The 23,223-nt window shown below is 64.1% G+C and carries 23 protein-coding genes; 18 read left to right on the top strand and 5 right to left on the bottom strand.

Translation table 11 applies throughout. The annotated features are described in order from the left end of the window. Positions 1-3 precede the first annotated feature (3 nt). Positions 4-768 (bottom strand): SDR family oxidoreductase, encoded by a 765-nt coding sequence (locus J3474_RS08670; protein ID WP_207093824.1) that lies wholly within the window; start codon positions 766-768, stop codon positions 4-6. A 192-nt stretch (positions 769-960) separates the two neighbouring features. Here J3474_RS08670 and J3474_RS08665 point away from each other — a divergent pair, with 192 nt between their 5' ends. The 11 genes from J3474_RS08665 to J3474_RS08615 are packed head-to-tail and all read left to right on the top strand — an operon-like array spanning position 961 to position 10,787. Continuing rightward, on the top strand, positions 961-2,175 hold the full coding sequence (locus J3474_RS08665) for an acyl-CoA dehydrogenase family protein (RefSeq protein WP_013836508.1): 1,215 nt from the start codon (positions 961-963) through the stop codon (positions 2,173-2,175). An 11-nt stretch (positions 2,176-2,186) separates the two neighbouring features. Then, positions 2,187-3,005 (top strand): alpha/beta fold hydrolase, encoded by an 819-nt coding sequence (locus J3474_RS08660; RefSeq protein WP_013836509.1) that lies wholly within the window; start codon positions 2,187-2,189, stop codon positions 3,003-3,005. Continuing rightward, positions 2,992-3,795, top strand: a complete 804-nt coding sequence (locus J3474_RS08655) for a fumarylacetoacetate hydrolase family protein (protein WP_207093823.1) — start codon at positions 2,992-2,994, stop codon at positions 3,793-3,795. The genes J3474_RS08660 and J3474_RS08655 overlap by 14 nt, the downstream gene beginning before the upstream one ends. Before the next feature lie 28 nt (positions 3,796-3,823). Further along, on the top strand, positions 3,824-4,768 hold the full coding sequence (locus J3474_RS08650) for an acetaldehyde dehydrogenase (acetylating) (protein ID WP_207093822.1): 945 nt from the start codon (positions 3,824-3,826) through the stop codon (positions 4,766-4,768). Beyond that, positions 4,765-5,805, top strand: coding sequence for a 4-hydroxy-2-oxovalerate aldolase (gene dmpG, locus J3474_RS08645; RefSeq protein WP_207093821.1), 1,041 nt, complete (start codon positions 4,765-4,767; stop codon positions 5,803-5,805). Before J3474_RS08650 ends, dmpG begins: the two co-directional genes overlap by 4 nt. A gap of 13 nt (positions 5,806-5,818) precedes the next feature. Further along, positions 5,819-6,451 carry an NADPH-dependent FMN reductase gene (locus J3474_RS08640; protein ID WP_013836513.1) on the top strand — a complete coding sequence of 211 codons (633 nt, stop codon included), beginning with the start codon at positions 5,819-5,821 and terminating at the stop codon, positions 6,449-6,451. Then, a complete protein-coding gene (locus J3474_RS08635) occupies positions 6,448-7,902 on the top strand; it encodes an FAD-dependent oxidoreductase (RefSeq protein WP_207093820.1) in 1,455 nt (484 codons plus the stop codon). The genes J3474_RS08640 and J3474_RS08635 overlap by 4 nt, the downstream gene beginning before the upstream one ends. Before the next feature lie 49 nt (positions 7,903-7,951). Further along, on the top strand, positions 7,952-8,722 hold the full coding sequence (locus tag J3474_RS08630) for an SDR family oxidoreductase (protein ID WP_242528283.1): 771 nt from the start codon (positions 7,952-7,954) through the stop codon (positions 8,720-8,722). A gap of 12 nt (positions 8,723-8,734) precedes the next feature. Further along, entirely contained in the window at positions 8,735-9,262 is a 528-nt protein-coding gene (locus tag J3474_RS08625) for an SRPBCC domain-containing protein (RefSeq protein ID WP_207093818.1), read from the top strand. Positions 9,263-9,266: 4 nt separating this feature from the next. After that, positions 9,267-9,803, top strand: coding sequence for a nuclear transport factor 2 family protein (locus tag J3474_RS08620; protein ID WP_207093817.1), 537 nt, complete (start codon positions 9,267-9,269; stop codon positions 9,801-9,803). Between the two features lie 24 nt (positions 9,804-9,827). Next, positions 9,828-10,787 (top strand): aldo/keto reductase, encoded by a 960-nt coding sequence (locus J3474_RS08615; RefSeq protein WP_207093816.1) that lies wholly within the window; start codon positions 9,828-9,830, stop codon positions 10,785-10,787. 21 nt (positions 10,788-10,808) lie between these two features. Here the strand turns inward: J3474_RS08615 and J3474_RS08610 are convergent, their stop codons facing one another. Next, positions 10,809-11,621, bottom strand: coding sequence for a sugar phosphate isomerase/epimerase (locus J3474_RS08610; RefSeq protein ID WP_242528282.1), 813 nt, complete (start codon positions 11,619-11,621; stop codon positions 10,809-10,811). 173 nt (positions 11,622-11,794) lie between these two features. Between J3474_RS08610 and J3474_RS08605 the strand changes: the two genes are divergently transcribed. Together J3474_RS08605 and J3474_RS08600 are read left to right on the top strand one after the other, a co-directional pair. Further along, positions 11,795-12,397, top strand: a complete 603-nt coding sequence (locus J3474_RS08605; RefSeq protein WP_242528281.1) for a phenylacetic acid degradation protein PaaY — start codon at positions 11,795-11,797, stop codon at positions 12,395-12,397. A 44-nt stretch (positions 12,398-12,441) separates the two neighbouring features. Further along, complete coding sequence (locus tag J3474_RS08600) at positions 12,442-13,128, top strand: hypothetical protein (RefSeq protein ID WP_207093813.1); 687 nt, start codon at positions 12,442-12,444, stop codon at positions 13,126-13,128. A 46-nt stretch (positions 13,129-13,174) separates the two neighbouring features. On the opposite strand, the gene J3474_RS08595 is transcribed toward J3474_RS08600, so the two are convergent. Continuing rightward, positions 13,175-14,263, bottom strand: coding sequence for a hypothetical protein (locus tag J3474_RS08595; protein ID WP_207093812.1), 1,089 nt, complete (start codon positions 14,261-14,263; stop codon positions 13,175-13,177). A gap of 59 nt (positions 14,264-14,322) precedes the next feature. Between J3474_RS08595 and J3474_RS08590 the strand changes: the two genes are divergently transcribed. Then, positions 14,323-14,820: a nuclear transport factor 2 family protein gene (locus J3474_RS08590; RefSeq protein ID WP_041558502.1), complete on the top strand. Its 498-nt coding sequence runs from the start codon at positions 14,323-14,325 to the stop codon at positions 14,818-14,820. Here J3474_RS08590 and J3474_RS08585 read toward each other — a convergent pair. Together J3474_RS08585 and J3474_RS08580 are read right to left on the bottom strand one after the other, a co-directional pair. Beyond that, the gene (locus J3474_RS08585; protein WP_207093810.1) at positions 14,789-15,529 is read right to left on the bottom strand and encodes an SDR family NAD(P)-dependent oxidoreductase; all 741 of its coding nucleotides are present in this window, start codon (positions 15,527-15,529) and stop codon (positions 14,789-14,791) included. The genes J3474_RS08590 and J3474_RS08585 overlap by 32 nt on opposite strands. Before the next feature lie 29 nt (positions 15,530-15,558). Beyond that, entirely contained in the window at positions 15,559-17,919 is a 2,361-nt protein-coding gene (locus J3474_RS08580) for a TonB-dependent receptor (protein ID WP_207093809.1), read from the bottom strand. A 159-nt stretch (positions 17,920-18,078) separates the two neighbouring features. Between J3474_RS08580 and J3474_RS08575 the strand changes: the two genes are divergently transcribed. The 4 genes from J3474_RS08575 to J3474_RS08560 are packed head-to-tail and all read left to right on the top strand — an operon-like array spanning position 18,079 to position 23,208. Beyond that, entirely contained in the window at positions 18,079-18,708 is a 630-nt protein-coding gene (locus J3474_RS08575; RefSeq protein ID WP_041558244.1) for a nuclear transport factor 2 family protein, read from the top strand. Further along, a complete protein-coding gene (locus tag J3474_RS08570) occupies positions 18,705-20,477 on the top strand; it encodes an FAD-binding protein (RefSeq protein ID WP_242528280.1) in 1,773 nt (590 codons plus the stop codon). The genes J3474_RS08575 and J3474_RS08570 overlap by 4 nt, the downstream gene beginning before the upstream one ends. Continuing rightward, positions 20,474-22,114: a choline dehydrogenase gene (locus J3474_RS08565; protein ID WP_207093808.1), complete on the top strand. Its 1,641-nt coding sequence runs from the start codon at positions 20,474-20,476 to the stop codon at positions 22,112-22,114. Before J3474_RS08570 ends, J3474_RS08565 begins: the two co-directional genes overlap by 4 nt. Next, positions 22,111-23,208 (top strand): zinc-binding dehydrogenase, encoded by a 1,098-nt coding sequence (locus J3474_RS08560; RefSeq protein WP_207093807.1) that lies wholly within the window; start codon positions 22,111-22,113, stop codon positions 23,206-23,208. Before J3474_RS08565 ends, J3474_RS08560 begins: the two co-directional genes overlap by 4 nt. The last annotated feature ends 15 nt before the right edge of the window (positions 23,209-23,223 follow it).

The raw sequence follows: 23,223 nt of genomic DNA, 5'->3' as shown, positions 1-23,223 counted from the left end.
AGTTCAATTTCCTTTCACGAGGTCGAGGAAGTACGGACGCTCGCCACCACCATCGACGTTGATCCGCGCGCCGCTGACCCATGAGGCCATCTCCGAGCAGAGCCAGAGCACGGCGCCCGCTGCATCCTGGCCTGTCCCCATGCGGCCCAACGGCATCGAAGCACCGACACGGGCCTGCGCTTCCGTCTCGCCATAGGTGAGTTGGGAAGTTTCGGTCTGCATGAGCCCCAGGATCAGGGCGTTGACGCGGATGCCGTCAGGCCCCCATTCCTGGGCCAGACTTTGCGTAAGATTGAGCAGCCCTGCCTTCGCAGCTCCATAAGCTGCCGTGCCGGGGCTGGGCCGGATGCCCGATACGCTCGCAATATTGACGATGCTTCCCGCTCCGGCAGCCTGCATCGGCGCATGGGCTGCCTGGGACATGTACATGGCCGCATTGAGATTGAGCCGCACGATCGCATCGAAGAAGCGCGAGCTCGCGGTTGCCGCCGGTGCTTCGGGCGATCCCCCGGCATTGTTGACCAGAATGTCGAGGCGGCCATGGTCTTCGACAACAGCCTCCACGAGCGCGGCAGCCTGATCGGCCTCGCGTATGTCAGCTGCGCGAAAGCGCACCCCGGCAGGGAGGTCGTCCGGCTCTCTGCGGCCACATACCACCACCGAGGCACCCGCCTGCGAGAGGGCGTCAGCAATGCCGCGACCGAGGCCACGCGTGCCGCCGGTCACGATGGCAACCTTCCCTGAAAGATCGATGGTCTGCTTGCCCATCACGGGCTCCTCTCTCCTGCAAAACCGATTCGGCCAACGGAAATTCGCGTCCGTTCAGACCTTGCCAATCTGCACATATCGAAAGCTCAACGGCTTTTCAATTGACGATTTGCGTATCACATGCCATTTATTTTTACGAATGCAGCGCAGAGGAGCGTTGCCCTGATTCGTTACGAGGGAGAGAAGAGCGAAATGGCCAGCACAGCCTCAGTCACAGACGCGGCCGCAGCGATCCCGACGCCCGAGCAGCTCGTAGAGCGTGCGCGCGCCATGATCCCGGTATTGAAGGAGCGCGCGGCGAAATGCGTCGCCGATCGGGACGTTCCGGCGGACTCGATTGCCGAGATGCAAGACGCCGGATTCTTTCGAATTCTCCAGCCCAGGCGCTGGGGCGGCTTTGAAATGAGCCCGAATGCCTTCTACGACGTACAGAAGGCCCTCGCAGAAGGCTGCATGTCGACGGGCTGGATGTTCGGTGTCGTCGGCTGTCACCCCTACGAACTCGCGCTTTTCGATGACCGGGCGCAACAGGAGGTCTGGGGCACGGACACCAGCGTACTGGTCTCCTCTTCCTACCAGCCTGTAGGCAAGGTCACGCCCGTCGAAGGCGGCTTCAGGCTCTCGGGCCACTGGGGCTTTTCCACCGGCTCGATCCATTGCGACTGGGTCCTGCTCGGGTCGATGGTGCCGCCCAGCGAGCCCGGCGGCGCACCCGACATGCGCACTTTCCTGCTGCCGCGCAAGGACTACACGATCAATCGCGATGCCTGGCAGGTCTTCGGCCTGCAAGGTACCGGCAGCCACGACATCATCGTCGACGATGTATTCGTCCCCGAATACCGCACGCATCGCTCGGTCCATGGTTTTCTTTGCGAAAATCCCGGCCAGAAAGAAAACGACGCACCGCTCTTCACCCTGCCCTGGGCGCAGGTTTTCACCCGCTCCGTTTCGACCGCCGCTTTCGGGGGGGCGCGCGCAGCCGTGAATGCCGCGGTACAGATCATGAAGGACCGCGTCTCGACCAACACCGGCAAGGCATCCAAGGCCGACCCGTTCCTCCATGCAGCCATCGCCAAGGCGCACGCCCAGATCATCGAGATGGAAACGACCCTGCGCGCGACGTTCGACGAGCTCATGGGCTATGCAGAGCGGGGCGAGAAGATACCGATGCAGAAACGCACCCTCTTCGCCTACCAGTCATCGACCGTCGTGCGCCGTCTAGCCGACCTTGCCGACGACATGATGAAGCTGCTGGGCGGCCGGGCGATCTATAACACCAGCCCGATCATCCAGCCCTGGCTCGACCTGCACGCCGGGCGTGCCCACGTTGCCAATGACCCAAGCAATCGCACGGCCGATCTCGTCGGTTCGATGCTGGGCGAAGAGCCCAAGTTCACTTTCCTGTAAGGGAGCACGGCATGGCTGACATGAAGGAGGCGACGTACCGCGTCGCCGGCGGCTACGACATTCACATCCGCGAGTGCGGACAGGGCCCCGCCGTGGTCTTCTTCCACGGCAGCGGCCCTGGCGCTTCGGGCATTTCCAACTTCCGGCAGAACGTCGACGCATTCGTCGAGGCGGGCTACCGCGTCGTGCTGCCCGATCTCATCGGCTACGGCTCCTCGTCGAAGCCCGAGGGGATCGACTACACGCTTACCCTCTTCGTCGAGACGGTATACGAGGCCCTGCGCCAGCACGGCCTCGAGAAAGCCTCGCTCGTCGGCAATTCGCTCGGCGGCGGGATCGCCATCGAGATCGCTGCGGATCATCCCGAATTCGTTCAAAACATGATCCTAATGGCCCCCGGCTGCATCGAGGAACTCGACGTCTATTTCGCGATGCCCGGCATTGCCAACATGCGCTCGTCCTTCGGCAGCCCGGATTTCTCAGAGGCCGATCAGCGCCGGCTCAACGAGAGCCTCGTCTACGACCCGGCCATGGTCACCGACGAACTCGTGGCCGAGCGTTTCGCCGTCTCGAAGACGCAGCCCAAGGACGTCATCGTCAGGATGCGCACCCACAACGTGCGTCCGCGCCTGCCCGAACTGAAGATGCCGATCCAGCTATTCTGGGGCCGCGATGAGGCGTTCATGCCGCTATCCGGCATCGACTACTTCTTCGAGGCCTGCGAGGACGTGCGCTGCGTGACCTTCAGCAAGGTCGGCCACTGGGTCCAGCTTGAACGCGCTGCCGAATTCAACCGCTATGCAACCGGATTCCTCGATGAGCACTGCTGAAACTTACGGAAAGGCACTTTACGATGCCCTTCGCGGGCGCAAGACGCTCGCCCCGCTCATCGAGCAGGATAACGCGCTGACGATTGACGATGCCTATGCGATCAGCCTGGATTTCCTTGCCCGCCGCCGGGCGGATGGGGAGAAGGTGGTCGGCAAGAAGATCGGCGTCACTTCGCGGGCGGTGCAGGACATGCTGGGCGTGCACCAGCCCGACTTCGGCTTCCTGACCGACTGGATGTACATCGAGGGCGACATCGGCATCGACGACAAGGCGCTGATCGCGCCGCGCGCCGAAGCCGAGATCGCCTTTGTCCTCAAGGAAGGGCTGAAGGGCCCCGGGGTCACCGCCGCCGATGTCATGGCAGCGACTGAAAGCATCGTCCCGTGCTTCGAGATCGTCGACAGCCGCATCACCGACTGGAAGATCTCCATTGTCGATACCGTCTCGGACAATGCCTCCTGCGGCGTCTATGTGCTGGGTGAGGAACGCCTCGATCCTGCCGGGCTCGACCTGCCGGGCCTGCACGTGGCCGTCACCAAGAACGGAGAGCCGCTATCCGAAGGCTATGGCCACGCGGTCCAGGGCGACCCGGCGCAGGCCGTCGCCTGGCTTGCCAATACGCTGGGCCAATACGGCGTCACCCTCGATGCGGGCGACGTCATTCTCTCCGGTTCGCTGGTTCCTCTTGCCCCCGCGGTGAAGGGTGACCGTTTCGAAATGATCCTGAGCGACTCCAACCCGGAAAACGGGGGCCGGAAAATCGGCTCTTGCGTCGCGCAATTCGTTTGAAAGCCAAATAGGTTTAAAGGACTGTGACATGGCACGCGTGAAGGCGGCAATCATCGGCTCGGGCAATATCGGCACCGACCTGATGATGAAGATGATCAAGTATCCCCAGAACATGGAACTCGCGGCCGTCGTCGGCATCGATCCCAACTCGGAAGGCCTCGCCATGGCCCGCGAGCACGGCATCGCCACGACCCACGAGGGCATCGAGGGCCTCAAGAAGCTGCCCTGCTACCCTGAAATCGGCATCGCCTTCGATGCGACCAGCGCCTATGCGCACAAGGTCCACGACGAGGCCCTGCGCGCCGACGGCATCCAGGTCGTCGACCTGACGCCTGCCGCGATCGGCCCGTTCACCGTGCCGCCGGTCAACATGCATGCCAATCTCGATGCGCCCAACGTCAATATGGTGACCTGCGGCGGCCAGGCGACGATCCCGATGGTCGCTGCGGTGAGCCGCGTTGCGAGCCGCGTTCCCTATGCCGAAATCGTGGCTTCGGTCTCCTCGCGTTCGGCAGGCCCGGGCACGCGCGCCAATATCGACGAGTTCACCCGCACCACGGCAAACGCCATCGAGAAGGTCGGCGGCGCCGAGAAGGGCAAGGCGATCATCATCCTCAACCCCGCCGAACCGCCGATGATCATGCGCGACACCGTCTTCACCCTGTCCGAGGGCGCCGACGAGGACACCATCCGCCAGTCGGTCAAGAACATGGTCGCCGAAGTGCAGAAGTACGTGCCCGGCTACCGCCTCAAGCAGGAAGTCCAGTTCGAACGTTTCGGCGACAACAACAAGCTCAAGATCCCGGGCCGGGGTGAGTTCACCGGCCTCAAGACCATGATCATGCTCGAGGTGGAAGGTGCAGGCGACTACCTGCCCAGCTATTCCGGCAACCTCGACATCATGACCGCCGCCGCCAAGGCGACCGGCGAACTGCTGGCCCAGCGGCGCATGGCCGCCAAGGAGAATGCATGATGGCCAAGTTCAACGTGGAAGCGGGCGAAAAGCTCTATATCCAGGACGTCACCCTGCGTGACGGCATGCACGCCATTCGCCACATGTACGGAATCGACCATGTGCGCGACATTGCCAGCGCCATTGAGAAGAGCGGCGTGGACGCGATCGAGGTCGCTCACGGCGACGGTCTCTCGGGCGCCAGCTTCAACTACGGCTTTGGCGCGCATACCGATTGGGAATGGCTCGAGGCCGTGGCGGATGTGCTCGACAAGTGCGTGCTTACCACGCTGATCCTGCCTGGCGTCGGCACGGTGGAAGAACTGCGGCGCGCCTACGATATCGGCGTGCGCTCGGTCCGCGTGGCGACCCATTGCACCGAGGCCGACGTCTCCAAGCAGCACATCGGCATCGCCCGCGATCTCGGCATGGACGTCTCGGGCTTCCTGATGATGAGCCACATGATCGAGCCCGAGGCGCTGGCCCGGCAGGCTCTGCTGATGGAAAGCTATGGCGCCCAGTGCATCTACGTCACCGACAGTGGCGGGGCGCTCGACATGGACGGTGTGCGCGCCCGTTTCGAAGCCTATGACCGGGTGCTCAAACCGGAAACGCAGCGCGGCATGCATGCGCACCATAACCTTGGCCTTGGCGTCGCCAACTCGATCGTTGCCGCCCAGTGCGGCGCGGTGCGCATCGATGCCAGCCTCACCGGCATGGGCGCCGGTGCGGGCAATGCGCCTCTCGAGGTGTTCATAGCCGCGGTCGACCGCAAGGGCTGGAATCATGGCTGCGACGTCAACCTGCTGATGGATGCAGCCGAGGACCTCGTGCGCCCGCTGCAGGACCGCCCGGTCCGCGTCGACCGCGAGACGTTGAGCCTTGGTTATGCCGGAGTCTACTCGAGTTTCCTGCGCCACGCCGAAAAGGCCAGCGAGACTTACGGCATCGACACCCGCGCAATCCTCGTCGAACTCGGCCGCCGCAAGATGGTGGGCGGCCAGGAGGACATGATCGTCGACGTCGCCCTCGACATGCTCAAGGCACGCGACGAGTAATCGGAGAAGTGTGATGACCACACTGGACAAGGCCATCGAGCTTGCCAGCGCGGGCGTGGAAGCGGATCGCCCCACCTTCGTCGTGGCGCTCGGCGGCACCACCAGCGCGAACAGCAGTACCGAAAAGGCGCTGCGCATCGCGCTGGAAGGCGCGGCGGCGGGCGGGGCCGAAACCCTGCTGATCAGCGGGCCGGAACTCGAACTGCCGATCTATGCGTGGGAGCGCAAGGAACGCACTCCGGCGGCACAGCACCTTATCGCTTCCCTGCGCCGCGCCGACGGCGTCATCATCGGCTCGCCCGGCTATCACGGCACCATCTCCGGCCTCGTCAAGAACGCGCTCGATTATGTCGAGGACATGTCCAAGGATGAGTGGCCCTATTTCCACGGACGCCCGGTCGGGGCGGTCGCGACCGGCGCCGGTTGGCAAGGCGCGGTCATGACACTGACGACCCTGCGCGGCATCGTCCATGCACTCAGGGGCTGGAATACTCCGCTCGGCGTTGCGATCAACACATCCCAGCCCATGTTCGATGGCGATGGCCGCTGCCTCGACGAAAAGATCGACACCATGCTCCGCGCCATGGGCCGGGAAGTTGCCGAAGCCGCCCGCACCCGCGCCCTGTTGGAGACCCCTCGCCTGTGACGGACATTTCATTGCACCGCCCCTTCCCGGCTTCGCAAGTTCCTGCCTGGGACTTTGAAACCCAGGTCGTTGTCATCGGCTTCGGCGCGGCCGGGGCTTGCGCCGCCATCGAGGCTGCCGACGCCGGTGCCAGGGTCATGTTGTTCGAACGCAATTCCGGCAGCGGCGGTGCATCGGCGCTGTCCGGCGGCGAGATCTACATCGGCGGGGGCACCGACGCCCAGCGCGCCGCCGGCTTCGAGGATACGACCGAAGCGCTTGCCGCCTACCTCAAGGCGGCGGGCGGCCCCTGCGCGGACGAGGCGAAGTGCGATCTCTACGCCGAGCAGTCGCTTTCGCATTACGATTGGCTCAAGGCTCAGGGCGTGCCATATCGCGGCAACTACCTGCCCGGAAAGCACATCGAGCCAGTCGACGATTCCACGCTGATCTGGTCGGGCAGCGAGGCGGCGCAGCCCTTTTGCGATATCGCGACTCCCGCCCCGCGCGGCCATGTCATCCAGCACGCAGGCTGGGGCGGCGGTCGCCCGCTGATCGACATTCTTGAAGCGCGCGCGCGCGATCTCGGCGTCGAGGTCGTGGCCGATGCTCGCGCCGTGGCGCTGATCGCCGACGGTGAGCGGATCGTTGGCGCCGTCTTCCGCATCGACAACCGGAACCGCTACGTGAAAGCGGCCAGAGGCGTCGTCCTCGCAACCGGCGGCTTCGTGTTCAACGAAGAGATGCGCCGCAAATATTGCCCCGAAACCTTCAGCATCAACGCCCCGATCGGCGACAAGGACGACGGGACCGGCATCCTGCTGGGCATGGGCGCGGGCGGCGATGCCATCCACATGGAGCAGTTCTTCACAACCTGCCCCTGGACCATGCCCGAACCGCACGCCAAGGGCGTCTTCGTCAATGTCGCGGGCCAGCGCTTCGTCAATGAGGACTGCTACCATGGCCGCGTCAGCCGCTGCGCAGTCGACCAGCCCGGCGGCAAGGTCTACCTGCTGCTGGACTGCGCGCATTTCTCGCAGCCGCTGGACATCGCCCAGATGCGCATTGCCGCCACAGGCGAAACCTGGGAAGAAGTCGAAGCCGAACTGGAGATGCCACAGGGCACGCTTTCGGCGACGATGGCGTTCTACAACCGCCATGCACGCAAAGGCTGCGACCCGCTCTTCGGCAAGCGCACGCCGATCCTGACGCCGCTTGAGGAAGGCCCCTTCGTCGCGCTCGAACTCGATTTCATGGACAGTTACTTCAGCTTCTTCACGCTCGGCGGCCTGCGCACCAGCGTGGACGGCGAAGTCCTCGACCGCGCTGGCCACCCCGTCTCCGGCCTCTTCGCGGCAGGGCGCTGCACCTCCGGGCTGCCGGCATGGGGCCATGGTTACAGCTCTGGCATGAGCCTTGCCGACTGCACCTTCTTCGGCCGCCGCGCCGGATCGAGGGCTGCCGGCTCGTAGCCCAGACCTTCGACGCACGCCAAATCAGAACAAAATGGGAGAGAACAACATGATCCTTCAGGATAAAGTCGTCATCATCACCGGTGCGGGCCCCGGGATGGGCCAGGCCATGTGCCGGGGCGCTGGCAGGGAAGGCGCGAAAGTCGTCGTCTCCGCCCGTTCGCGCGAGGCCATCGAGGCCATTGCGCATGATATCCTTGAGGCAGGCGGCGAGGCTATCGCCGTTCCCTGCGACGTCGCCCAGACCGACCAGTGCAACGCCCTCGCCAAGGCCGCGCTCGACAAGTGGGGCCGGATCGACGGACTCGTCAACTCGGCCTACTACCACCCTGACTGGACCGGACTAGACACCCATTCCATCGAACAGCTACTCACGGCCATGGATGTGATCGCGGTCGGCGGCGTGCGCATGGCTCAGGCCGTAATCCCAACCATGCGCGAGCAGAAGAAAGGCGCGATCGTCAACGTCTCGACGCTCGCCAGCCGCAAGCCGATGCCGGGCGAAGGCGGCTATGCCATGGCCAAGGCGGCGCTCAACCAGATGAGCCGCCAGCTTGCCGTGGAACTCACCGGAACCGGCATCCGCGTCAACACCGCGCTGATGGGCTGGATGGTGGGTGCGCCGCTCGAACAGTACATCCAGTCGCTCGGCGATGGCGCTGAGGCGTTCCGCCAGCAGCGCAGCTCGGAAATTCCCGTCGGTCACATTCCACCCGACGCGGACTGCGCCAAGGCGGTCTACTTCCTCCTGTCCGATTATGCGAGCGAGATCACCGGCGCCGCTCTTGACGTGAACGGCGGCGACTGGGTCGCGGTCTGAAGGAGGAACGACATGCTGGACTGGATGAGGTGCGCCCCCACCCTCGCCGAAGATCCCGTCAACGGCTTCGATCCCGAGGCCGTCACCGTCAGCGAGACGGTCGAGATCGCCGCCCCGGCCCGAATCGTCTGGGCAATCCTGACCGACATGCCGCGCTACGCCGAATGGAACCCGTTCTGCGTGCGCGCCGCTTCGACGCTGGAAATGGGCGCGGCCGTGGAGATGACGCTGGTCAACTACGCCGCGCCCGGCTCACTTGTACCGAACTGCGAATATATCTGCGGCTTCGAGCCCGAGAAGCTGCTGAGCTGGGAAATGGTGCATAGCGAGGCCTGGCCCTACCCTGCGAGGCGCGATCAGGTGATCGAGGCGACGGGCGAAAATTCCTGCCGCTACCATTCCACCGACGCCTTTCTCGGCGCCAATGGCATTCACGTCCATCGCTTCGCCGGCCCCTGGATCAAGCGCGCCTTCGATGACAGCGCACGCGCGCTGAAGGCCCGTGCAGAGGCCATGTTCGCCGCCGAAGAGGAAAGCTGAAACAATGGCATATACCCTGCAACAACTGAGTGACCTGGAAGCGATCAAGATCCTCAAGCATCGCTATTTCCGCGCCATCGATACGGCGGACATGGACCTTCTGGCAGGCATGTTCACCGAGGACATCACGGTCGAATATCGCGGCGGCACCTATAAGGTGGCGCTGGCCGGACGGGCGAACATGCTCGAATTCCTGGCGAACTCCTTCCACTCGGGGGCTCTCGCGATGCATCACGGGCACATGCCCGAGATTACCCTGACCGGCGACAACACCGCGAAGGGCATCTGGTACCTCGAGGACATCTTCATCGACATCGAGGCCGGTACCCACACTTACGGCAGTGCCATCTACCGCGACGAATACCTCTGCGAGGGCGGCGTGTGGAAACTCAGCCGGACCGAGTACGACCGTGTCATCGAAGTGGTTCAGCCCATCGACCCGGCCGCGAAGATCACCACCCATTATCTTGCCCGGACCGGTCGCAAGCCCGAAGCGCGCACCGACATCTCGCACCTGATTGAGTGGGATGAGACCGTCTGAACCCTGACGCGGAGACAATCTGACATGCTTTCAAGAACGCCCCTCGGCAGCACCGATCTCTCCGTCAGCGTACTTTGCTATGGCACCAACATGCTGGGATCGGCCATCGATCAGGAGAGCGCCAATGCCATTCTCGACCGGTTCGTCGAGCTTGGCGGCAATTTCCTCGATAGCGCACGCATTTACGGCGACTGGATTCCCGGCATTCCCGCCGGCGCCAGCGAAAGGGCCATCGGCGCATGGATGAAGAGCCGGGGCAACCGCTCCGATCTCGTCATCGCTACGAAGGGCGGCATGTTCGATGCACGCGCTGGCGATTACCGGATGCGCGTGAACCCACAGGACATTGCTAAGGATCTCGGCGAGAGCCTCGACCACCTCGGCACCGGGACGATCGACCTCTACTTCCTGCACATGGACGATCCCGATGTCCCGGTGCAGGAACTGATCGACGCGCTGGCCGAACATCAAGCGGCAGGCCGTATCCGTCACTATGCCGCGTCGAACTGGGCCGCCGATCGCATTGTCGAAGCCAATGCCTACGCCAAATCCGCAGGCAAGCCCGGCTTCGTCGCCTCCGAGACGTTCTGGGGCCTGGCCAAGCCCGACGTCGAGGCGGCGACCCGGCAGGGCTACCAGCACTACTACGAGGGCGAATACGAGGCGCTCCACGAAACCATGCCGATAATCGCCTATGCCGCGACCAGCGGCGGCTACTTCGCCATGCGGGAAAAGGGCGCAGTCGCGGACATGCTGGCCGCGCGCTATGGCAATCAGGACAATGACCGGCGTTTCGCGGCGGCGCAGGAACTCGCGGCCGAACACAGCGTGTCGATCAACGAGATCGTGCTCGGCTACCTCGTCAATCAGCCTTTGCAGACGATCCCGGTCTTCGGCGCCTCCAGCCCCGAGCGCGTCGAGGAAGGCGTCAAGGCGGCGAAAGTCAAGCTCTCGGCCGGGGAACTCGCGCAGCTTCGCGGCTGATCGGTCACCGCGCGTCCGGGCTCAGGTCTTGGCCAAAGCCCCGCGAACGCTATCCACCGCGCGGCGCACGCGCTGCTCACGCGTTTCCCCTGCAAGGAGTGCATGATTGCGCGGAATTTCGACACTGATCGGACAGTCGGGCGGCAGGGCCCGAACGAAACCTGCAAGGTCGAACACGCCTTCGCCCGGGAGAAGCCTCGCGGAAGAGGCCTCCGCATCGAGGTCGCCGCAGTCACACTGCGCTGGCCCATCGCACAACTGGCCATAGAGAATGAACTGCTGCGGCGCTGCGGCAAGCTCCGCCACCGTCCCGCCAGAACGCATCAGGTGCAGGAGATCGACATTGACGCCCACCTGTCCCGGCCTGTCTATCGCCATTGCGAGGGCAAGCGCATCGGCGAGCAAGTGCACTTGCGACGGGGGATAGAATTCAATGCCTACCCGCAGGTCGTAGCGCGCCGCAAGGTCGCAAAAGGCGCCGAACTTGTCCGTGCGGCGCGCAGGTACTCGGTCGTAGCACAGCACATTGACCAGCCCCGCCCGGAGTTCCGCCGCACATTCGAGCGCAGGTGCGAAGGCCCCGACATCGCTGCGTCCTGCAAGCGTGAAGGGATAGGCAAGGTCGAGCGAAAGACCGAGGTCAGCCAGTCTGCGGGACAGATCCTTGCGCGCCGATCGGTCGCTGCAGAGATCGAACCGCGGCATCAGCGGCAGAACGTCCATCGACTGCATGAAGAGGCATATGCCCGCGCAGCCTGCAGCACTTGCCGTTTCGGCAAGCTGGACCGGGTCGGCGTCTACCGCCGTGATGTGATCGAGAGACAGGCGCATCATTGCCATCTAGCGCAATTGAAGGATTGGTGCATTTAATAATTACGCATATACTCCACAATATGGTTTAATAATCATCTATTGCGTCGATATGTGCGGAAAGGAATTCGCACAAATCGGCCCGAAGGGAGCATCATCTCATGCCGTGTTACGCTTTTCAGGGAATCGTTCCGGTCGTGGATACCGCAAGCTTCGTCCACCCGCTCGCCTCGCTCATCGGTGACGTGATCGTCGGACCCGGATGCTTCATTGGCCCCGGCGCGTCGCTGCGAGGCGATTTCGGACGCATCGTCATCGAGGGCGATACGAGCGTTCAAGATTCGACCACGATCCATGTCTCGTCGCTGCGCGATACCGTCATCGGTCGCGGCGCGACCCTGGCGCACGGCGCGATCATCCACGGCTGTATCATCGGGAGCAACGCGCTGATCGGCATGAACGCCGTCGTGCTCGACGGGGCGGAGATCGGCGAGGAAAGCCTTGTCGCCGCGCTTTCACTGGTCAAGTCGGATACGGTGATCCCGCCGCGCAGCCTTGTCGCGGGTAACCCGGCCAGAGTGGTCAGGACCTTCGAGGCGCATCAGGTCACCTGGAAGAACGACGGGAAGGGCGAATACCAGCGCCTTGCGCGCGAGGCGCTGACCGACATGTTGGAAGTCGAACCGCTCGCTGCGCCGGAACCTGATCGCAAGCGCGTGCAATCGAACGCCATTGCCGTGCGCCTGCTCGGCGAAGAAGCGGCCGAACGCGAACGGCGTGCCGCCCGGGACCGGAACTGAAGCGCAAAGCACAGACCAGCCCATAAGTGAGAGGAGCGCCAAAAATGCAGACGAGCACCGAAACCGACCGGAACAAGGCCGCGCCGGGCCGCACCATGGGACACATCGCCCTGCACTACGGCACGGAAGCAGACGGTCCTGTCGCAGCCAAATTGCTTGGCCTGCTGGGCCTTGAGGAAACGCAGGTCCTGCACCTGCCCGGCGGCAATTTCTACCGCTTCGTGATTGGTGCCGATCACTTCGCGCGGGCCGACGGCATCGTCTATCTCTCCTGCCTGCCGGAGCCCCAGCGCAAGCTGATCGAGGCCATTCACGAGACACTGGGCGTGGGCACGGCAGACGAACACCAGGCCGTCAAGGACATGCGCGCCATGATGGAGAGCGACTTCGAGGCGAGCTTTCACTTCGGCTTCCTGCTGGAATCTTTGGAAGACCTCGAACGCATCGTGCTTGACCTCAAGCAGCGCAGCGAAAGCGATCCCGACATCAAGGGCCGCCTGAAGTTCGGGCTCAACCGTGCCCGCCCCGGCAATCCGGAAGTCGATGCACGCCTCGATACCTCACCGCTCTACGGTGACTGCACGCGTTTCGCCTATGGCGCGAACGGCGTACAGGCCTTCATCGAAACCGACATCCTGCGCGCGGGCCAGCTCGGCGATTCCATGGTAATCGAACTCGATTACGTCTTCCCCGGATACGAGAACCACGTCCTGTCCGTCGTGGAGATGTGAGCATGAGCGGGCACCCCGATCGAGCCCAGCGCGACGCCCAGCCTTTTCAGAGCTTCACCACTTCCACCTGCGGGACCGGGAACTCACTGGCACCAATCCAGCGCCACAAGGCGGTTCCCGAACGATGCCCGGCAAGGTCGATCCAGTTGCCGAAGCCCGGATCCGCATCGGCGCAGACGACGACTACGCTGTCGTCGTCCTCGTATTTCGCCATGGTGTTGTTGAGCCATACACGCGGGTTGTTGACGTGATCGAGCGATTCCATCCACCAGTTGTCGAGCTGGAAGTTCCACATGCGGCATTCGGGCGGCATGGCCCGGATCACCAAAGCCTCGCCGGGAGCGAGGTTGAAGTAGAGGTGGCCGTACCAGATATTGGGATCGCCGCCAGCGCGGTAGAAGATCGACTGGTCGCCGTCGAAGATCCGGTTCGGCTGCGCCTTGAACCACTCGGACCAGTCGGCAAACGTGCTGGCCGTACCGCGTACCCACTGCGCCGCGCCCAGCAACTGCTTTTCGATGATCTCGGGAGACAGGATGCCCGGCACCGCCGGCCCTTGCCCGATCCGCTCGACCTGCACCTCGGCGGGAACCTGGGTCTTCTTGTCGTCGAAAGTCTGCCGCACGATCAACAGCGAGGTGTCGTCCGACATCGGCAGCCAGTTTCCAGGCTTCCGGTCCTTGCTGGCGACGATCTCGAATGTGCCGCCGGGGCCGAATTCCATGTCGGCGAACTCGATTTCGCCTGTGGAAACCATCGTCCCTTCAGTGGCATAGCGGTTGGCCTTGCTGCCGATCGAGAAATAGGGAACCGAGTTGCGCTTGCCGGTGATCCGGTACTCGCGGTCAGGGCTGACGACGCATTGCTGATAGAGGTTGTCGGGGTTGTCGGCACCGATCTTGATCTTGTCATCGCAGAGCAGGAACAGGCGCGGAAAATCGGGATCGGCACTGTCGACCAGCATGTTGAGCGCGGTTCGCGTCAGGCGCGAGAGGTAACGCAGCCCTTCGGCCTGGTCGATCGCCGTGGACGGCGCCGCGTCGCGCATCAGCACTTCGCCGGCATCTGCCAGGCGGTCGCAGAATTCGCGCCACACATGGCCCAGCTTGCCGTGCCCGGTCGGTATTTCATTCATCGTCGCTCTCCCGGTTTTTCAACTTTCTCATGCCGGCCCGAACCGGCACGAAGGGATTCATGACCCATTCGCTCGAATCCATCGCCGCACGCCTGCAACGCCTCGAAGACCTTGAGGCAATCCGCGCCCTGATCGCGAACTACGGCCCCCTCGCCGACAGCGGCAAGGCGCAGGCGCTTGCGCAATTGTGGAGCGAAGGCGGCGAATATGAAGTGGTCGGCTTCGCCTCGGCCAAGGGACATGAGGCGATTGCCGGAATGATCGACGGGCCGGTGCATCGCGGCCTCATGGCCGATGGCTGCGCGCATCTGCTTGGCCCGGTGGCGATCGATCTCGACGGCGACCGCGCGATCGCGCGCGGCCACAGCGTCGTCATGCGACATGTGGCTGGAAAAAGCGCAGGGCGATTCGAAGTCCATCGCGTCTCCGCCAACCGCTGGATGCTGGAGCGCAGGAGCGATGGCTGGCGCGTGGTTCACCGCGCCAACGCCCTGCTCGACGGACAGGAAGCTGCCCGCGTCCTGCTCACCCCGCCAGTTGCCCCCCGTCCACGGTAAACAGCGAGCCGGTGACCTTGCGCGCCTTGTCGCTGGCAAGAAAGGCGAACATCTCGGCGATGTCCTCAGGGGCGCACGAGCCGTTCTCCAGCTTGGGCGAATTGCGCATGACGAGCGTCCAGTCCACGTCGCCCGCCGGCGGCGGGGTCTGCGTCATCGGCGTCTCGACGTGGCCGGGACAGATCGCGTTGACGCGAACGCCGCGCGATCCGTATTCGATCGCCAGCCCCTTGGTGATGGCGGCCACGGCATGCTTCGAAGCCGAGTAGGCAATCGTATAGGCGATCCCCTGAAGCGCAGCGGTCGAAGCCGTGTTGACGATATTGCCCTTCGACTTGACCAGATACGGCAGCGCCGCCTGGCACAGGACGAATACGCTCGTCGCATTGATCGTCATGAGCTGCTCGAAATCCTCAAGTGCAAACGTATCCGACGGTCCCCACTTGAGCAGGCCGGAGATATTGCAAAGGATGTCGAGCCCATCCTTCGTGGCGACTTCAACAAGCCGCCGCGAAGAAGCGTGGTCCATGGCATCGTAATGCTGGACGACAGGCCTGGTCGCCATCATCGCCGCCGTCTCCTCCAGCCCCGCAAGATTGCGATCACCGATGGTGACTTGCGCGCCTTCTTCGGCAAAGCGGATCGCGGTTGCCCGGCCGATCCCCGATGCCGCGCCGGTTATGAGCGCCTTCTTGCCTGCGAACAGCATTACGATCCTCTCCTCTTTCTTGTCTTACCTCAGAACTTTACGCCTGCGGTCACCCCGTAAGTACGCGGTTCGGGGAAGTAGCCCAAAGTCATACCGCCGAAGCCGGCACCGAAGTCGATGAAATTGCTGGGGCTGTCTTCCTTGGTTAGGTTGCGCACGAAGCCCGAAAGCGATGCCTCGACGCCGCCCAGCCTGATCTCCGAAACCGTGGCGCGCAGGTTCACGATAGTGCGGCCCGGCGAGCGCGTGTTGTGCGCGTTCAGGTCGGAATCCGTCGCGCTGTCGAGCGGATAGGGGAAGGTGTAGTATTTCGAGACGTAGCTGACGTCCCCGTAGAGGTTCAGCTTGCCCCAATCGCCTTCCACCACGCGCCAGTCGATCCCGGCTGCCGCCGTCGTCTTCGGGGCATGCGGGAAAGCGCGGTTGTCGGCCACATTTACGCCGCCGTCGATGAAGGTCTTGTACTTGGGGTCGAGGAAAGCGAGCGATCCGTTGATCGTCACGCCAGCGACCGGACGGGCCACGAGTTCGAACTCAAGGCCCTGGATGCGCGCGGCACCGGCATTACGCACGACAGAAGCCGCGCCAAGACCGGCGGTGAAGACCGCAAGCTGCATGTCCTTGTGCTCGTCCCGGAAGGCCGCGACGTTGAAGACCAGATCGTTGCCGATCAGCTTGGTCTTGACGCCAAGTTCGTAGCTGTCGACCTTTTCGGGGCGATAGGGCTGGCACAGTTCGGTCGCGCCGGCCGGGCACCCGGCTGGAGCCGCCGGATCGAAGAACACGTTGGTCTCGCCATTGAAGCCGCCCGACTTGAAGCCGCGCGCGAAGCGGGCGTAGACGTTCACGTCCGGGTTCACTTCATAACTGAGCGTCGCTGCGGGCGAGAAGTTGTTGTACTTCGCATCCGGGAACGTGCCGTAAGGCAGGTCGGCGATGACGGTCGGTGCCGTGATGCCCTGCGACGCATCGTAATTGATGCGGAAGAAGCGCGCGATGTCCTTCTTCTCGTGCGTGTAGCGGGCACCCAGCGTCAGCTTGAGGGCATGGGTCAGCTTGTAGTCGAGCTGCGCATAGAGCGCGAACGCCTTGGTGTGCGAGCCATAGTCCGAGGTCAGGTCGGTCGCGCCGCCAAAATAGGACTGCGGATTCTGCGTCTCGGCCTTCTCCGAGAAGTAGAACGCGCCGACGACGTACTTCAGCTTGTCCGACATAGCCTCGCCGGTCACCTGAAGCTCCTGGCTGAAGGCGTGGTAGTCGGTCAGGCGCTGGGTGAAGGCCACCGGCAACGGCGAGCCGTCGAGGTCAAGCCCGTCCTTCCACGCAAGATCGCGGTAGGCGGTGATCGACTTCAGTTCGGCCGCTCCAAGGTTCGCCGTCACCGTCAGCGCGTGGCCGTAGCTGCGCGAATCCTCATAGACGTCGCCGTCGATCGAGGCCGTGCTGACGCGATCCGGGTTGGTATAGAGGTTGAGCGGGAAAAACGCGCCGCCGAAAGCGTAGCCTGCCGAATTCGGGTCGAAGATGTCGCGCGGATCGCCATTACGGTTGACGCGCAGGAGCTGCGAGAACGGCGGGGTCTGCTTGTTCTTCGAATAGTCGAATGTGTAATCGGCGGTAATGTCGTCCGAAATCTCGGCGCGGACCTGCACCATGAAGCTGCCCGACTTGATCGAGTCGGTCTTGCTGCGTTTGGGCAACGAGGAGCCGGGGGTATCGAAGGGATCGGCGACGAGGTCGATCACGCCGTTGCGCTTGCGGTACTGACCCGAAATCTTCGCCGAGAAGATGCCCGTGCGCGGCAGGTCGAGCACTCCGCGGAACTTCCACTCGTCGAAGCTGCCGTAGGTCACATCGGCAGAGCCACCGGCTATGCCGCTGGGCTTCTTGGTGACGAGGTTGACCGCGCCGGCCAGCGCGTTGCGACCGTAGAGCGTTCCCTGCGGGCCACGCAGGACTTCGACGCGCTCGAGGTCGGCGATGTCGAAGATCGAGCCTTGCGCCTTGGCGATGTAGACGCCGTCAAGATAGAGGCCGACCGCAGGTTCCCAGGTGATCGCCGGGTTGATCGTGACCGAGCCGCGGATCGAAATCTGCGAGATGGTCTTCGACGACGGCGCGCGCTCGATCTTCACGTTGGGGGCGATGGTGCCCAGCTTGTCGATCGAATCGACGCCGCGGCTTTCAAGATACTGCTCGCTAACCGCCGAAATCGCGATAGGCACATCCTGGATATTCTCGGACCGCTTCTGGGCGGTAACGACGATGGCGCCGATTCCATAATCTTCATCGGCGCCTCCCTGCTGGGCGGCGACATCCTGCGCAAAGGCTGGAACGGCGGCGGCAAGCACGCCCGTCAACAGCGCAGTGGTGCCAAGAAACTTCCTCATTACATCCTCCTCCAGGCAACGGCCACTTCGGCCATCGCGTAACATTCATGCCAGCCTAATTATGTTTTCTTGACAGAATGGGCAAGCTGATTGTCTAACACGGAGAATATGTCAGCATTATGCTACGCAAAATGCGATTTTGAACGAGAGGATAATCGCGTGACCGCACGCACCATCGAAGCACGACTCGACCGGCTCGAATCTCTGGACGCGATTCGCCAGCTTCCCGCCAAGTATGCCCTCGCACTCGACATGCGCGACATGGACGCGATGGTCTCGCTGTTCCCCACCGATGTACGGGTCGGGCGCGAGACGAGCGGCCGTCTTGCCCTGCGCGAATACATGGACGGAACGCTACGCTCGCCCTTCACCGGAACGTCGCATCACATCGGCGGGCACATCATCGAGTTCGATGACGCCGACCACGCCCACGGCATCGTCTATTCCAAGAACGAGCACGAGACCGGCGACGAATGGGTCATCATGCAGATGATGTACGTCGACGACTACGTGCGTCAGGATGACCGCTGGTACTTCGCGCGACGCCTGCCGCTCTACTGGTACGCCACCGACCTCAACAGGCCGCCCATCGGCGACAGCAAGATGCGCTGGCCCGATACCGAATGGGCCGAGGGCAACTTTCACAAGCTGTTCCCCAGCTATGAGGAGTTCTGGGCGCGCTCGGGCGATCATGGCGGCCCGGTGGCCGAGCCAGCCCCGCTCGACAAGTTCATCGAGACGATGCGGCGCGGCAAGGGCGCGCCCAAGGTCAAGGTCCGCGCGCAATGAACGTGCCGGCGGATTTCATGCCCCCCAGCCCGTGGGGTCTGCGGCCGGAAGCGTCCGTCCCTGAGGCCGGGCGCGATATCCGCGACTGGGGGCTGTCGATCGACGCGCCGCTGACGCTCGAAGATCCCGAAACGCACGACTGGGATGAAGCGGCGGACATGATCGTCGTCGGCCTTGGCGGCGCAGGCGTGGCAGCGGCGCTGGAAGGGTTGGAGCGCGGGCTCTCGGTCATTGCACTCGACCAATATGACGGCGGCGGATCGTCGGCGGCGAACGGCGGCGTCTTCTATGCGGGAGGCGGCACGCCGATCCAGCGCGAGGCAGGCATTTCCGACGATGCGCAGCGCATGGAAGACTACCTGCGCTACGAAGTGGGCGATGTCGTCTCGCCCGAGACCCTGCGCGACTTCTGCGAGCAGAGCGCCGGCACCGTCGAATGGTTGCAGCGCCACGGCGCACCGTTCGAGGCAAGCTATTGGCCGAAAAAGACCTCGTACCCGCCGCTCGACAAGTTCCTTTACCACCCCGACAGCAGCCTTGCCGGACCGTTCCGCGACCTGACCCCGCCCGCCGCGCGCGGTCACCGGACCGTGCGGCGCAATGGCGGCAAACCCTGGGGACTCGGCGCGGGCATCTGGGAACCGCTCAGGCAGGCAGCGCTGAACCGCGGTCTCGTACTCCACACCCAGACCGAAGCCCGCCAGCTTGCCCTCGACAGCAGCGGACGGGTGATCGGCGTGCGGGTCGAGCGTTTCATCGACCCCGCCATTCGCAAACGCTATTCGCGGCACATCGCCGCGGCGAACAAGTGGATAGCGATGCTTTCGCCCACGTTTCCCGGCGCACGGCTGACTTTCGCCATCGGCTACCGCCACCTCGCCAAGGCCAAGGCGCTTGCAGTCGCAGGCCGCACCAGTGCGTGGGTCCGCGCCCGCCGCGGCGTCGTGCTGAGCGCGGGCGGCTTCATCTGCAACCCGGACATGGTCCGCCATTTCGCGCCCGACTATTCGGCCGGTCTGCCCAACGGCACCCTGGGAGACAATGGCAGCGGTATCATGCTGGGCGTCTCGGCCGGCGGGAAGACCGCGCTGATGGAGCGCGTCTCCGCGTGGCGCTTCCTGTCCCCGCCGCGCGCATGGGGACAGGCCCTGCTCGTCAACGGGAGGGGCGAGCGATATTGCAACGAGACATGGTACGGCGCGCGCATCGGCGATGAGATGGTCGAACGCAACGGCGGGCGCGGCTACATCATCATGGACCGCAAGCTGTTCCGCCAGTCGCTGCGCGATGCCTTCGGCGAAGGCGTGCTGGGCTTCCAGCGCGACATCACGCTCGTCAATGCCTTCTTCGCCGCGGAAAAGGGCCCCACGCCAGCGGCGCTTGCCGCGAAGCTGGGCTGCGATCCAGCCTTACTGGCGGCCAACATAGCGGCCTACAACCGCGCCGCACGCGGCGAGGAGCCCGACCGTTTCCACAAGTCACCTGACGAAATGGCCGTACTCGATAGGGGGCCCTACTATGCCATCGACGCCTCCGTCGACGCGCGCATGTTCCCCATTGCCTGCATGACCGTGGGCGGCCTCTCCGTCGACGAGAAGAGCGGCGCGGTCCGGAGGCGTGAGGGTGAGGACGTCGTGCCCGGCCTCTACGCGGCGGGGCGCAACGCAGTGGGCATCTGCTCCAACCTCTACGTCAGCGGCCTCTCCTACGCCGACTGCATCTATTCGGGCCGCCGCGCCGCCCGGGCAATTTCAGAGTCGGGACAATGAGCGCGAATGCAACACAGTTCGATTACGTCATCGTCGGTGGAGGCGTTGCGGGCTGCGTGCTGGCGGCGCGCCTGTCGGAAGACCCGCGGGTAACAGTCCTTCTCGTCGAAGCGGGCGGACGCGATGGCAGCCCCCTGATCGCTGCGCCGGGCGGGCTGCTGCCGATCATGATGTCGGGCAGCCATGCTTGGAAATACATGTCCGCGCCGCAAGCGCATCTCGACGGGCGATTGCTCTACCTGCCGCGCGGCAAAGTGCTGGGCGGCGGCTCGTCGATCAACGGCATGGCCTACGACCGGGGAATGCATTCGGACTACGATCGCTGGGCGCAGGCAGGCAATTCCGGCTGGGCCTTCGCCGAAGTGCTGCCCTATTTCCGCAGGTTGGAGACGTTCCATCCTGCCAACGACGCGTGGCACGGGCAGGATGGTCCCATCCACGTCACGCGCGGCGATCAGGACCACCCGTTCGCCAGGGCCTTCCTCGCAGCGGGCGCAGAGGCCGGCTACCATCGCAATCCCGACCTCAACGGCGCGAGGCGCGACGGCTTCGGCGCGGTCGACCTGACGGTCCACAAGGGCCGGCGATGCAGCGCCTCCAGCGCCTACCTGCGCCCCGCGATGAAGCGTGCGAACCTCACCGTCCTGACCAAGACGCAGACCCGCAAGGTCCTGATCGAGAATGGCTGCGCGACCGGCATCATGGTGCGCAGGAACGGACAGGACAGCACGATTGCCGCCCGCGCCGAAGTGATCCTTTCGGCAGGCGCGATCAATTCACCGCATCTCCTGATGCTGTCGGGCATCGGTCCTGCAGGGCATCTGGCTACGCATGGCCTCCCCGTCGTGCGTGACATGCCCGGCGTTGGACAGGACCTTCAGGACCACCTCGCCGCCCATGTGAAGCACCGCTCGACGAAGCCGTGGTCGATGCTGCGCTACCTCAATCCGGTCTACGGCTCGCTGGCGATGGGACGCTACCTCCTGCTGCGCAGCGGCCCCCTTGCCTCGACCGGCATGTCCGTCGCCGCTTTCGTGAGATCCGACCCGGCGCTCGACGAACCCGACATCAAGATGCTGCTGGTCACGGCGCTGACGAGCAATAACGGTCGCACGCTCATGCCCAGTCACGGCTTCTACGCCCATATCAACGTCGCCCGGCCCGAGGCGCGCGGCTCCGTCACGCTGGCCAGCGCCGATGCGAACGCCGCCCCGGTTATCGACCAGAACTACCTCGGCAGCGAAAACGACCGGCGCGTCATGCGCGAAGGCGTGAAGATCGCGCGCCGGATATTCGCCCAGAGTGCCTTCGATCCCATGCGGGGCGAGGAACTCGCCCCCGGCCGGCAGGTCCAGAGCGACGAGGAGATCGACGCCTATATCCGCGCCAGCGCCGAGGCGGACTACCATTCCGTCGGCACCGCCCGCATGGGCAGCGATCCGCGTGCGGTCGTCGGCCCTGACCTCAAAGTCCACGGCATCGATCGCCTGCGCGTCGTCGATGGCTCGGTGATGCCGCACCTGCCCGGCGGCAATACCGCAATCCCGGTCGCCATGATCGCCGAGAAGGCAGCCGACATGATCCGCGGCATCGCGGCGCCCTCACCAGCCAAGCTTCCCGAGGAGCAAGCCCGATGAAGGTCGCAGCCATGGTCTGCCACTCTCCGAACCAGCCGCTCGTGCGCGAGGAACTGGATCTCGCCCCGCCCGGCGAGGACGAAGTGCTGATCGAGATCATGGCGAACGGTCTGTGTCACAGCGACCTGAGCCAACTCGAGGGCAAGGCCGCGCCTTATCCCTTCCCCGTGGTCGTCGGCCACGAAGGGGCAGGCATCGTGCGCGTGGTCGGCTCGGCCGTTACCAGCGTCGCGGTGGGCGATCACGCCATTGCCGTTGCCCTGGGGGAATGCGGAAGGTGTCGCAACTGTCTCTCCGGGAAGACCAACTTATGCGAGTTGTTCCTTGCCGAGATCGCCACGCAGGAGACCCGCTTCTCGCTGAACGGCAAGCCGGTCTGGGCCTATTCGGGCGTCGGCTCGCTGGCGCAGTTCGTGGTGATGAAGGAGCGCAACGTCGCGAAAATCCGCAAGGATGTGCCTTTTCACCTCGCCTGCACGATCGGCTGTTCGGTCGCGACCGGCGTCGGCGCGGCGATCCACACGGCGCACGTTGCCAAGGGCGACAGCGTCGCCGTCTTCGGTCTTGGCGGCATTGGCCTGAATGTCGTGCAGGGCGCGCGGCTGGCAGGGGCCTCGCGCATCATCGGCGTCGACATCAATCCCGAGCGCGAGGCGCAGGGGCAGCGTTTCGGCATGACCGACTTCATCAATTCCAGGGAAACCGAACCCGTCACCGCGATCCGCGCCCTTACCGATGGCGGGGTCGACCATGCCTTCGAATGCGTCGGCCATGCCGGCCTCATGGAACAGGCGTTCGACTGCACCCGCGTCGGCTGGGGCTGCTGTACCGTGCTGGGCGTGCCGCCCGACGGCGAAGTGATGAGAGTCACGCCCTTTACCCTGCAACTGGGCCGCACCGTCAAGGGCTCCTTCATGGGCAACGTAAAGGGCCGCAGCGAGCTGCCGCACTTGCTCGATCACTATGCGGATGGGCAGCTCAACCTCGATGACCTCGTAACTCATCGCCTGCCAATGGAAAAAGTGAACGAAGGCTTCGCGCTGATGAAGTCAGGCGAGGCGATCAGGGTCGTGTGCAGCTTTCAGGACAATTGATCCGCCCGGCAAAAG

The organism is Novosphingobium sp. PY1 (genome assembly GCF_017312445.1).
GTDB lineage: Bacteria > Pseudomonadota > Alphaproteobacteria > Sphingomonadales > Sphingomonadaceae > Novosphingobium.
The sequence above is the reverse complement of the archived record's forward strand: the minus strand, read 5'-3'. Positions and strand labels throughout refer to the sequence as shown.

Coding starts and splice junctions, on each gene's coding strand:
- J3474_RS08670 (WP_207093824.1), bottom strand. CDS start 768: ATGGGCAAGCAGACCATCGATCTTTCAGGGAAGGTTGCCATCGTGACC.
- dmpG (WP_207093821.1), top strand. CDS start 4,765: ATGATGGCCAAGTTCAACGTGGAAGCGGGCGAAAAGCTCTATATCCAG.
- J3474_RS08630 (WP_242528283.1), top strand. CDS start 7,952: ATGATCCTTCAGGATAAAGTCGTCATCATCACCGGTGCGGGCCCCGGG.
- J3474_RS08650 (WP_207093822.1), top strand. CDS start 3,824: ATGGCACGCGTGAAGGCGGCAATCATCGGCTCGGGCAATATCGGCACC.
- J3474_RS08590 (WP_041558502.1), top strand. CDS start 14,323: ATGACCCATTCGCTCGAATCCATCGCCGCACGCCTGCAACGCCTCGAA.
- J3474_RS08585 (WP_207093810.1), bottom strand. CDS start 15,529: ATGCTGTTCGCAGGCAAGAAGGCGCTCATAACCGGCGCGGCATCGGGG.
- J3474_RS08625 (WP_207093818.1), top strand. CDS start 8,735: ATGCTGGACTGGATGAGGTGCGCCCCCACCCTCGCCGAAGATCCCGTC.
- J3474_RS08560 (WP_207093807.1), top strand. CDS start 22,111: ATGAAGGTCGCAGCCATGGTCTGCCACTCTCCGAACCAGCCGCTCGTG.
- J3474_RS08565 (WP_207093808.1), top strand. CDS start 20,474: ATGAGCGCGAATGCAACACAGTTCGATTACGTCATCGTCGGTGGAGGC.
- J3474_RS08600 (WP_207093813.1), top strand. CDS start 12,442: ATGCAGACGAGCACCGAAACCGACCGGAACAAGGCCGCGCCGGGCCGC.
- J3474_RS08615 (WP_207093816.1), top strand. CDS start 9,828: ATGCTTTCAAGAACGCCCCTCGGCAGCACCGATCTCTCCGTCAGCGTA.
- J3474_RS08640 (WP_013836513.1), top strand. CDS start 5,819: ATGACCACACTGGACAAGGCCATCGAGCTTGCCAGCGCGGGCGTGGAA.
- J3474_RS08665 (WP_013836508.1), top strand. CDS start 961: ATGGCCAGCACAGCCTCAGTCACAGACGCGGCCGCAGCGATCCCGACG.
- J3474_RS08610 (WP_242528282.1), bottom strand. CDS start 11,621: ATGATGCGCCTGTCTCTCGATCACATCACGGCGGTAGACGCCGACCCG.
- J3474_RS08655 (WP_207093823.1), top strand. CDS start 2,992: ATGAGCACTGCTGAAACTTACGGAAAGGCACTTTACGATGCCCTTCGC.
- J3474_RS08620 (WP_207093817.1), top strand. CDS start 9,267: ATGGCATATACCCTGCAACAACTGAGTGACCTGGAAGCGATCAAGATC.
- J3474_RS08580 (WP_207093809.1), bottom strand. CDS start 17,919: ATGAGGAAGTTTCTTGGCACCACTGCGCTGTTGACGGGCGTGCTTGCC.
- J3474_RS08570 (WP_242528280.1), top strand. CDS start 18,705: ATGAACGTGCCGGCGGATTTCATGCCCCCCAGCCCGTGGGGTCTGCGG.
- J3474_RS08660 (WP_013836509.1), top strand. CDS start 2,187: ATGGCTGACATGAAGGAGGCGACGTACCGCGTCGCCGGCGGCTACGAC.
- J3474_RS08595 (WP_207093812.1), bottom strand. CDS start 14,263: ATGAATGAAATACCGACCGGGCACGGCAAGCTGGGCCATGTGTGGCGC.